The organism is Streptomyces sp. NPDC004561, from assembly GCF_053602155.1.
In genome coordinates this window covers 1-9458 of record NZ_JBSGDB010000289.1, presented here as the reverse complement: position 1 = coordinate 9458, position 9458 = coordinate 1, and the positions used below count along the sequence as shown (strand labels likewise).

The following is a 9458-nucleotide window of genomic DNA, read 5'->3' as shown; positions in this document are numbered from 1 at the left end:
GTGGCCGTTCGTTCGAGCGTCGCGACGACCGTGGTGACCGGGGCGACCGTGGTGGCCGTGGCTTCGAGCGCCGTGACGAGCGCCGTCCGTTCGACCGTGACCGTGGCGGGCGTTCCTTCGACCGCCGTGACGACCGCGGCGGCTTCCGCCGGGACGAGCGCGGTGGGCACCGGGGCAGCGACCGTCCGTTCAACCGCGACCGCCGCGACGACCGCCCGGGCTTCCGCACCGGTGGCCACGAGCGCCCCTTCGGGCGTCGTGACGACCACCGCGGCAACACCGGTGGCTCCTTCGGCCGCCGCGACGACAAGCCGCGCTGGAAGCGCAACGGCTGACCCCGAGGCGGAACCGGCTGACGCCGGGTGAGCCTCGAAGGGCCCGTACGACCTACGTCGTGCGGGCCCTTCGCCGTACCCGGGCGCCGTCGCGGCACGGATCCCGCTTCACGGCCGCCGGTCGGCGCATGTCCCGCGCCCGGTGAGGGAATTGCTGGGGGCATGACAGATGATGCGAGAGTGGCCGGGCCGTCGGACGAGGAACGGCTGGCCCAGCTCGGTTACACGCAGGTCCTCGCCCGCCGCATGTCGGCGTTCGCCAACTACGCGGTGTCCTTCACGATCATCTCGGTCCTCTCGGGCTGTCTGACCCTCTACGCCTTCGGCATGACCACGGGCGGCCCCGCGGTGATCACCTGGGGCTGGGTCGCGGTCGGCCTGATGACGCTGTTCGTCGGCCTGTCGATGGCCGAGATCTGCTCCGCCTACCCGACCTCGGCCGGCCTGTACTTCTGGGCCCACAGGCTGGCGCCGCCGCGCTCGGCGGCGGCCTGGGCGTGGTTCACCGGCTGGTTCAACGTGCTGGGCCAGGTGGCGGTCACCGCGGGCATCGACTTCGGCGCGGCCTCCTTCCTGGGGGCGTACCTGGACCTGCAGTTCGGCTTCCGGGTGACGCCCGGCCGCACGGTGCTGCTGTTCGCCGCGATCCTGGTCCTGCACGGACTGCTCAACACCTTCGGCGTACGGATCGTCGCGTTCCTGAACAGCGTGAGCGTGTGGTGGCACGTGCTCGGCGTCGCGGTGATCGTCGGCGCCCTGGCCTTCGTGCCCGACCACCACCAGTCGGCGTCCTTCGTGTTCACGCGCTTCGTCAACGGGACGGGCTGGGGCAGCGGCCTCTACGTCGTCCTGCTCGGCCTGCTCATGGCCCAGTACACCTTCACCGGCTACGACGCCTCCGCCCACATGACGGAGGAGACCCACGACGCGGCCACGGCGGGCCCGAAGGGCATCGTCCGCTCCATCTGGACGTCCTGGGTCGCGGGCTTCGTCCTGCTGCTGGGCTTCACCTTCGCGATCCAGTCCTACGACAAGGAGCTGGGGTCCCCGACGGGCGCCCCGCCGGCCCAGATCCTGCTGGACGCCCTCGGCGCCACGGCCGGCAAGCTGCTCCTCCTGGTCGTGATCGGTGCCCAGCTCTTCTGCGGCATGGCCTCCGTGACCGCGAACAGCCGCATGATCTACGCCTTCTCGCGCGACGGCGCGCTGCCCTTCTCCCGCGTCTGGCACTCGGTCAGCCCGCGCACGCGCACCCCCGTGGCGGCGGTCTGGCTGGCCGCGCTGGCCGCCCTGGCCCTCGGCCTCCCCTACCTGATCAACTCGACGGCGTACGCGGCGGTGACCTCCATCGCGGTCATCGGCCTCTACATCGCGTACGTCGTCCCGACCTTCCTGCGGGTCCGCAAGGGTGCCGCCTTCGAGCGCGGGCCGTGGCACCTGGGCCGCTGGTCGGAGGCGATCGGCGTCGTCTCGGTGGTGTGGGTGGCGGTGATCACGGTCCTCTTCATGCTCCCTCAGGTCTCGCCGGTCACCTGGAAGACCTTCAACTACGCCCCGATCGCCGTCCTGGTCGTCCTCGGCTTCGCCGCCACCTGGTGGCTCGCCTCGGCCCGCCACTGGTTCCTCAGCCCGGCCCGCGTCCGCACCCCGGAGCCGGTCGAAAAGTGACCATCCCACCCGCCTCGCCCCGTCCGACGCGGCCGGGGCGCCGATACCCGATCAAAGACGCGGCCTCGTCCGGCTATGCTCGGACAGGCAACGTCGCCTGGGCCCTTAGCTCAATTGGCAGAGCAGTGGACTTTTAATCCATTGGTTGTGGGTTCGAGTCCCACAGGGCCTACGGAATGACCCCAGGTCAGAGCGCATCTGACCTGGGGTCATCGTCGCTTTCGGGCCACTGGAGATCGTTGGTTCGGCCGGTGCTCGTCCGAAGTGCAGGCGATCATGGGGCTCAAGGATTCGTCGGCGTGGAAGCGCGCTCAGCAGCCCCAGCCCGTGCGAGGCTTCATCCCCCGCCCAAGCCGTGACTACGGCACGTGTACGTGAACCTCTCCCACCCGTGCCTTCGTCCCAACTCGCCCCCGTACAAGCGCCTTGCGGGACCCGAGTGGATAAGGAGCCGGTACCGCCGCCGCTATGAGCGGTGTACGTCGTGTCCGTGCCGGTGGTGGCCGTGGCAGGGGCCGTGCCGGTGGCCGTCCGCCGGTGGTGCGACCGCGCTCTCCACCAGCGCCGCGCACTGCGCTCGTTTCGCGCTGTCGACCATGTCGTCGTTGTCGGACGCGGCGTTGGCGAGGCTCGCGCAGCACACGGTCAGCAGGGCGGCGCCGGCCAGCAGGGGCAGCCTGCGCCGGGCGGGGGGAGGCGCGAGAAGGGCCCGCACCCGCTGGGGCACCTCCCCGCCGGTCGCGGCGAGCAGGGCGGGGCGCGACACGCCAGCGGACGCGAGGGCGGCGCGCCCGACCGCGCGGGCGACGACCGCCCGGTCGCCGACCTGTGCGGCGGCCGCCTCGTCGGCCCAGCGCTCCAGGACGAAGGCGCCGGTGCGGGCCAGGGGGCGCAGCAGCGGGTTCAGGGCGGCCGCGAGCCGCCACAGGCCGAGGAAGAGGTGGTGCCGTGCGCGGAGATGGGCCCGCTCGTGCGCCAGCAGGGCCCGGCGTTCGCCGTCGCCGAGACAGCGCAGCATCCCCCGGGACACCACGATCCGTCCGGGCGCCCCGGGCAGCGCGAACGCGAGGGGGGCGTCCTCGTCGAGCACGGCCAGTTCCGTGTCGCCGGGCAGCCCGGCGCACTCCCGCCGGGCCCGTACGACCTGGCGGACCTGGCCGAGGGCGGCCACGCACAGCGAGACGGCGCTCGCGGCCAGGGTGACCGCGCTGACGGCCGCGACGGCGAGGTCCACGGGGTCCTGCGCGCGCAGCGCGGCCACCGACCAGTGGCCCTCGGCCGCGACCTGGGGGATCTGCGCGACACCGGTGAAGGCCAGCAGGGCGAGCGAGCCCGTCCAGCCGACCGCCGTGACCAGCGCGGCCCAGGCCAGGGCCCAGGCGGCGGGACGCGGGGGGAGCCGTCGGGCCAGCGGCGGTGCGAGCACCGCGACGACGGCCGTGACGGCGAACGGCACGTAGACGCTGATCAGCACCGGCTCACTGCCTCCCGTCGGAGCGCTCGTCGGGCGCGTCGTGCCCGGCGAGCAGCTGTTGCAGCAACTGCTCGTCCCGCACGGAGAGTTCGGACACGAAGCGGGTCAGTACCGCCTCCCGGTCGGACCCTTCGTCCAGCAGCGACCGCATGCGCCGGGCCGTGTGCGACGCCTCGTCCCGGACGGGTGTGTAGGCGTATCCGCGGCCCTCCCGGTGACGTACGAGCATGCCCTTGTCATGGAGACGGGACATGATCGTCAGGACGGTGGTGTACGCCAGGTCGCCCGGCAGGCGCTCCATGACCTGGCGGGCGGTCAGCGGGCCGTCGGCGGCCCACAGCGCGGCCAGCACATCGCTCTCCAGCTCGCCGCGTGCCCGCCTGCCGGATCCGCCGTGCGTCTCCTCGTCCCTCGGGTCGCTCACCGTCCGCCTCTCTTCGCCCTTCGACCGCAGAGGCTACCCCCGGGCCCCGAAGCCCGTACTACTACATCTTGTAGGGTCTCGGGCCCCGCGCACCGGGAACACCCCGCGGGCGCTGTTCGTCTACAGTTTCGTAGACCGTCTACATTTCTGCAGTCATTCGTTTCCGACCGCTCACCCAGGTCGTGGGCCGCGGGAGATTTATGCGCCCCAAGATCCTTGTCGTCGAGGACGACCACGCCCTGCGGGACGTGCTGGGCCGGGGTCTGTGCGACGAGGACTTCGAGCCCGTCCCGGCCGCCGACGGCGCCTCCGCGCTGCGGCTGGCCACCGCCGACATCGCGGCGGCCGTGCTGGACGTCGGCCTGCCCGACGCGGACGGCCGGGACGTGTGCCAGGCGCTGCGTGCCAACGGCTTCCTCGCCCCCGTGATCTTCCTGACCGCCCGGCACCAGCTCACCGACCGGCTGGCCGGCTTCTCCGCCGGGGGCGACGACTACCTCCCCAAGCCCTTTCACCTGCCCGAGCTCGCCGCCAGGCTGCGCGCCGCGATCAGACGGGCCGCCCCCCGCCCCGCCGCGAGAACCGGTGACCTGGTCCTGGACGCGGTGGACCACGCCGTGACCGTGAACGGCGTCCACGTGGCCCTCTCCCCGACGGAGTTCCGGCTGCTGGCCACGCTCGTCGCGGCGGACGGGGCGCTCGTGCGCCGCCGCGACCTGGTCCGGGCCGGCTGGCCGGAGGGCGCCCAGGTCAGCGACAACACCCTCGACCAGTACCTGAGCCGGCTGCGCCGCAAGCTGCGCGCGGCGGGCAGCGGCCTGACCATCGGCACGGCGCGGGGGATCGGACACCGCCTGTCATGAATCATGCCCTCCGCTTCTGCCGGCGCCTTGCCCCGCGCACCCTGCGCGGCCGCCTCTCCCTCGTGGCGCTGACCACCGCCGCGCTGCTGATGACGGTCCTGACCGTGGTCTTCAACGTCATGATGGACCGGCATCTGCAGCAGCAGGCGGACGACGAGCTGCGCAACCGGGCGGCGGCGGTGGCCACGACCGTCGACACCAGAGGCCACCGCGTACGCGTCCTGGAAACGGTCAACGACCAGCTCCTCGACTCGAACGTGTGGATCTACGACGGCACCCGCCTGCTGGAGAAGCCGCCGTCCGCCATGGCAGGCAGCCGGCTGACCCGGGCCGCCGGTCTGCTGGCCGCGCGCCCGGAGCGTGCCTGCGCGACCGTCCAGCCGCACGGCCACCGGCCGGTCCGGCTGTGCTCCCACCCCGTCGTCGGCCGCCATGCCACCGCCACCGTCGTCACCGCCCTGGACCTGGCCCCGTACCGGGGTTCGGCCGACACCCTGCTGCTGGGGTCGCTCGTCCTGGACGTCGTGATGCTCGGGTGCACGTACGTCCTCACCCGGCTGTCCGTCGGCAGGGCACTGCGCCCGGTGCGGACGATGACCGACCAGGCCACCCAGTGGAGCGCCGTGGGCTCCGACGAGCGCTTCGGCCCCGAGGGCCACCCGGCCGAACTCGCCGACCTGGGCGCCTCCCTGGACGAGCTGCTGGACCGCACACGCACCGTGCTGCGCCACGAACAGCAGCTGACCGGAGAGCTGTCCCACGAACTGCGCACGCCGCTCACCCGGATCATCATGGAGCTCGACTGGTGGCGGGCCCGCCCCCGCACGGAGGCCGAGACGCACGCCATCCGGGACGTGATCGGGGAGGCCGCCCAGTCCATGCGCTCCATCTGCGACACCCTCCTGAACGACGCCCGCGAGAACGCGCTGAACCCGGCGACGGCCCCCGGGACGACCGACGTCCTGCCCGTCCTCGACTGCCTGCTCAAGGACCTCGACACACCGGCCCGGGTGAGGACCGAGGTGGAGGCGGCCGCCCCGGTCCTGGAGGCGGGGGTCGCCCGCGCCCTTCTCGAACGCATCCTCAGCCCCCTGCTCGCCAACGCCGCCCGCTACGCGCGCTCACGGGTGACCGTGTCCGCGCGGCGTCTGCCCGGTGCCGTGCGCATAGACGTGGTCGACGACGGCCCCGGTGTCCCGGCGGCGTTCGTGGACGAGCTGTTCCAGCCGGGCCGGCGCGCCGATGCCGACGACGGGCACGACGGCGCGGGCCTGGGCCTGCCGCTCGCGCGACGCCTGGCCCGGGCCGTCGGCGGTGACGTGTCCCACGACCCCGGGCACGCGCCCGGGGCCAGGTTCACGGTCAGCCTGCCGGTCGCGTGAGCGGGGTCCGCTCCTCGCGGAGCGCTGCCCGCTACTCGGCCGCCACGATCCGTTCCACCGCGGCCGTGACCAGCCGGTCCCGCTCGGCCGGGGTGAGGACGTCGGGCAGGGTGAGCTGTTCGACGATCAGCCAGTTCAGGGCGAGGTAGAGGAGTCTTACGGCCGTGGCGTCGCCGGGGAGGCCGGAGGCCTCGTGGTAGGCCACGTTGGCGTCGAGGTCGGCCCGGACCCGTTCGGTGAGGACCGCGCGCAGCGCGGGCCGGCGGGTGGCCTCCAGACGGAGTTCGAGCAGGGCGAGGTAGCCGGTGCGGAAGGAGGCGACGCGCCCGACGAGCTCCCGCATCAGCCGCGCGTACGTCTCCCGGTCCCCGCCTGCCGCGCGCCGGCGGGCGATGGTGTCCTCGTCCGGCTGGAGCCGCTCGTAGACCCGGGCGCCCGCCTGGGTGAGCAGGTCGTCGCGGTTGGCGAAGTAGTTGGACGCCGTGCCGGTGGGTACCGCGGCCTCGGTGTCCACCGCGCGGAACGTCAGACCCCGTGCGCCTTCCCTGGCCAGTACCTCGATCGCCGCGTCGACGAGCGCGGCGCGCCGCCGGTCGTTCCGTCTCACCATGTGCTTCGACTCCGGATGTGTACAACCCGCGATCAGACCACTGCGGGCAGAGTACTGCGGTCGGAGTCAGGGCAGGGGAGGGGGCTCAGCCCGCGCTCAGTTCCGTCAGCTCGGCCAGCGGCAGCGTGTGCTGCGTCTGGAGGACCTTCGCGCGCAGGTAGCGGACGTTGTGGGCGGTGGTGAAGACGCCGGTCGGCACCCGGTCCCGGACGGTGAGGCCCAGGGAGCGCAGCTGCCCGGCCTTGTCGGGGTTGTTGGACAGCAGGTCCAGCTCCCCGATGCCGAGGGCGGCGAGCATCTGCGCGGCGGCCGTGTAGTCGCGGGCGTCCTCCGGCAGGCCGAGCGCGGCGTTCGCCTCGTAGGTGTCGAGGCCCTGGTCCTGGAGGGCGTAGGCGTCGAGCTTGTTGTAGAGGCCGATGCCGCGGCCCTCCTGGCGGAGGTAGAGCAGGACGCCGCCGCGTTCGGCGATGCGCTCGACCGCCTCGCGCAGCTGGGGTCCGCAGTCGCAGCGCGCCGAGCCGAAGACGTCGCCGGTCAGGCACTCGGAGTGCAGGCGGACCAGGGGGACGGGGCCGGGCTCGCCGAGGACGACGGCGACGTGCTCCTGGCCGTCGGCCAGGCCGTGGAAGGTGACGAGTTCGGCGTCGACGCCGTAGCCGTCGTGGAAGCGCAGCGGTACCCGGACGCGGGCGCGCGAGGTGGCGGCGGGGAAGTCGGGCATGCGGGTCTCCGGGGGTCCGTGCTCCGTCCATCTGCTTCAGATTTGAATCAGATGCTCGGTCCAGGACCCTACCCCATGCTTAAAAGTTGAAGCAATGGCATTGCGGCGCGGCCTACGACGGCGGGGCGGGCGGTCCCGAACAGGGCGACGACCGCCGCCGCCACGGCACCTCCTCCGTGGCGCCCCCGGCCGGCTCCTCCCCCTGCAGCCCGCGCGCGATCCCCGCGCAGATCTCCTCCAGCTGGCCCACCTGCTCCGGGCTGAGCCGGTCGAAGAGCGCGGTGCGCACCGTCTCGACATGCCCGGGCGCCGTACGCTCCAGCACGGCCGTCCCCTCGGCCGTCAGCACCGCGAGCAGGCTGCGCCTGTCCCACTGGCAGTCCTCCCGGCGCACCAGCCCGTCCCGCTCCAGCCGGGTCACCGCGTACGTCAGCCTGCTGCGCGTGATCTTCAGCTTCTCGGCGAGGTCGGTCATGCGCAGGCGCCGGTCCGGCGCCTCGGACAGATTGGCCAGCACGGAGTAGAAAAGGTGCGGCATGCCGGCCTCCTGCTGGAGCTGCCGGTCGATCGCGTCCTCCAGCAGCTGGGAGGCGGCGATGTAGGCGCGCCAGGCGCGCTGCTCCTCGGGGGTGAGCCAGCGGGTCGTCATGCTGCCAGTGTAAGTTTGTTTCAAACTTGAACCAAGACGTCTTCTCAGGGAGAGCGCGCCGATGTCGTACCCGTACGTGCTGCTGTCCGCCGCCGTCTCCCTCGACGGCTGCCTGGACGACACCGGACCCGACCGGCTCCTGCTGTCCAGCCCGGCCGACTTCGACCGGGTCGACGCGGTGCGGGCCTCCGTCGACGCCATCCTGATCGGCGCCGGCACCATCCGCGCCGACAACCCGCGCCTGCTGGTCAACTCCGCCGAGCGCCGCGCCGCCCGCGTGGCCGAGGGCAGGCCGGAGTACCCGCTGAAGGTCACCGTCACCGCCACCGGCGACCTCGACCCCACCGCCCACTTCTGGCACACCGGCGGCGACAAGCTCGTCTGCACGACCGACCAGGGCGCCGAGCGGGCCGCCCGCGTCCTCGGCGGCACGGCCGACGTCGTCCCGCTCGGCCCGGAGCTCGACTGGCGCGCCGTGCTGACCCACCTGTACGAGGTGCGCGGCGTACGGCGCCTGATGGTCGAGGGCGGCGGCACCGTGCACACCCAGCTCCTCCAGCAGGGCCTCGCCGACGAACTCCAGCTGGTCCTCGCCCCGCTCCTCGTCGGCGACCCGGCGGCACCCCGCCTGTTCGGGCCGGGGCTGTACCAGGACGGCCGGCTGCGCCTGACCGAGACCCGCCGCATCGAGGACGTCGTGCTCATGCGCTACGAGCCCACCGCCCCCGGCACCGGCCCCGTGCCCACCGCCGCCGACCGCCGCTGGCTGCGCACCGCCTGCGAACTCGCCGCCCTGTGCCCGCCCTCGGAGACCGCCTTCAGCGTCGGTGCGGTCGTGGTCGCCGCCGACGGCACCGAACTGGCCCGCGGCCACTCCCGCGAGGGCGGCGACCCCGTGGCGCACGCGGAGGAGGCCGCGCTCGCGAAGCTCGACCCGGCCGACCCCCGCCTGCCCGGCGCCACCGTCTACAGCAGCCTGGAGCCCTGCGCCCGCCGCGCCTCCCGGCCCGCGCCCTGCGCCCGGCTGATCCTCGCGGCGGGGGTGCGCCGGGTGGTGACCGCCTGGCGGGAGCCCGACACCTTCGTCGCCGCCGCCGACGGCGCCGGCGTGCTGGTGAGCGAGGGCGCGCAGGTCGTCGTACTGCCCGAGTACGAGGCCCTAGCCAAGGCCCCGAACACGCACCTGCCGGACTGAGCGACCCGGCCCGCCGGAAACCGGTGTGCTTCGCGCCCCGCGCATGGCGTACACTGGTGACACAACGACGCGGGGTGGAGCAGCTCGGTAGCTCGCTGGGCTCATAACCCAGAGGTCGCAGGTTCAAATCCTGTCCC

The 9458-nt window shown here is 73.2% G+C and carries 9 protein-coding genes, 1 tRNA gene and 1 pseudogene; 6 read left to right on the top strand and 5 right to left on the bottom strand.

Annotated elements, in window-relative coordinates; translation table 11 throughout:
* The 3 genes and pseudogenes from ACWEN3_RS30300 to ACWEN3_RS30290 all read left to right on the top strand — a co-directional run.
* Positions 1-335 (top strand): annotated as a pseudogene (locus tag ACWEN3_RS30300) (DEAD/DEAH box helicase); the annotation flags it as partial.
* Between the two features lie 162 nt (positions 336-497).
* Complete coding sequence (locus tag ACWEN3_RS30295) at positions 498-2003, top strand: amino acid permease (RefSeq protein ID WP_452977045.1); 1506 nt, start codon at positions 498-500, stop codon at positions 2001-2003.
* A gap of 99 nt (positions 2004-2102) precedes the next feature.
* A tRNA-Lys gene (locus ACWEN3_RS30290) sits at positions 2103-2175 on the top strand.
* Between the two features lie 294 nt (positions 2176-2469).
* On the opposite strand, the gene ACWEN3_RS30285 is transcribed toward ACWEN3_RS30290, so the two are convergent.
* Together ACWEN3_RS30285 and ACWEN3_RS30280 are read right to left on the bottom strand one after the other, a co-directional pair.
* Positions 2470-3477 carry a M56 family metallopeptidase gene (locus tag ACWEN3_RS30285; protein WP_452977043.1) on the bottom strand — a complete coding sequence of 336 codons (1008 nt, stop codon included), beginning with the start codon at positions 3475-3477 and terminating at the stop codon, positions 2470-2472.
* Positions 3478-3481: 4 nt separating this feature from the next.
* Positions 3482-3901 carry a BlaI/MecI/CopY family transcriptional regulator gene (locus tag ACWEN3_RS30280; protein ID WP_452977041.1) on the bottom strand — a complete coding sequence of 140 codons (420 nt, stop codon included), beginning with the start codon at positions 3899-3901 and terminating at the stop codon, positions 3482-3484.
* Between the two features lie 200 nt (positions 3902-4101).
* Here ACWEN3_RS30280 and ACWEN3_RS30275 point away from each other — a divergent pair, with 200 nt between their 5' ends.
* Both ACWEN3_RS30275 and ACWEN3_RS30270 read left to right on the top strand, forming a co-directional pair.
* The gene (locus ACWEN3_RS30275) at positions 4102-4764 is read left to right on the top strand and encodes a response regulator transcription factor (RefSeq protein WP_452977039.1); all 663 of its coding nucleotides are present in this window, start codon (positions 4102-4104) and stop codon (positions 4762-4764) included.
* Positions 4761-6146: a sensor histidine kinase gene (locus ACWEN3_RS30270; RefSeq protein WP_452977037.1), complete on the top strand. Its 1386-nt coding sequence runs from the start codon at positions 4761-4763 to the stop codon at positions 6144-6146. The genes ACWEN3_RS30275 and ACWEN3_RS30270 overlap by 4 nt, the downstream gene beginning before the upstream one ends.
* Before the next feature lie 31 nt (positions 6147-6177).
* Here the strand turns inward: ACWEN3_RS30270 and ACWEN3_RS30265 are convergent, their stop codons facing one another.
* From ACWEN3_RS30265 to ACWEN3_RS30255, 3 genes are all read right to left on the bottom strand, one after another.
* Positions 6178-6756: a TetR/AcrR family transcriptional regulator gene (locus ACWEN3_RS30265; protein ID WP_452977035.1), complete on the bottom strand. Its 579-nt coding sequence runs from the start codon at positions 6754-6756 to the stop codon at positions 6178-6180.
* Between the two features lie 85 nt (positions 6757-6841).
* Positions 6842-7477: a GTP cyclohydrolase II gene (locus ACWEN3_RS30260; protein ID WP_452977033.1), complete on the bottom strand. Its 636-nt coding sequence runs from the start codon at positions 7475-7477 to the stop codon at positions 6842-6844.
* A 112-nt stretch (positions 7478-7589) separates the two neighbouring features.
* Positions 7590-8126 carry a MarR family winged helix-turn-helix transcriptional regulator gene (locus tag ACWEN3_RS30255; RefSeq protein WP_452977032.1) on the bottom strand — a complete coding sequence of 179 codons (537 nt, stop codon included), beginning with the start codon at positions 8124-8126 and terminating at the stop codon, positions 7590-7592.
* Positions 8127-8187: 61 nt separating this feature from the next.
* Between ACWEN3_RS30255 and ACWEN3_RS30250 the strand changes: the two genes are divergently transcribed.
* On the top strand, positions 8188-9321 hold the full coding sequence (locus tag ACWEN3_RS30250) for a dihydrofolate reductase family protein (protein WP_452977030.1): 1134 nt from the start codon (positions 8188-8190) through the stop codon (positions 9319-9321).
* Positions 9322-9458 lie beyond the last annotated feature (137 nt).

Coding starts and splice junctions, on each gene's coding strand:
- ACWEN3_RS30295 (WP_452977045.1), top strand. CDS start 498: ATGACAGATGATGCGAGAGTGGCCGGGCCGTCGGACGAGGAACGGCTG.
- ACWEN3_RS30275 (WP_452977039.1), top strand. CDS start 4,102: ATGCGCCCCAAGATCCTTGTCGTCGAGGACGACCACGCCCTGCGGGAC.
- ACWEN3_RS30270 (WP_452977037.1), top strand. CDS start 4,761: ATGAATCATGCCCTCCGCTTCTGCCGGCGCCTTGCCCCGCGCACCCTG.
- ACWEN3_RS30265 (WP_452977035.1), bottom strand. CDS start 6,756: ATGGTGAGACGGAACGACCGGCGGCGCGCCGCGCTCGTCGACGCGGCG.
- ACWEN3_RS30260 (WP_452977033.1), bottom strand. CDS start 7,477: ATGCCCGACTTCCCCGCCGCCACCTCGCGCGCCCGCGTCCGGGTACCG.
- ACWEN3_RS30255 (WP_452977032.1), bottom strand. CDS start 8,126: ATGACGACCCGCTGGCTCACCCCCGAGGAGCAGCGCGCCTGGCGCGCC.
- ACWEN3_RS30250 (WP_452977030.1), top strand. CDS start 8,188: ATGTCGTACCCGTACGTGCTGCTGTCCGCCGCCGTCTCCCTCGACGGC.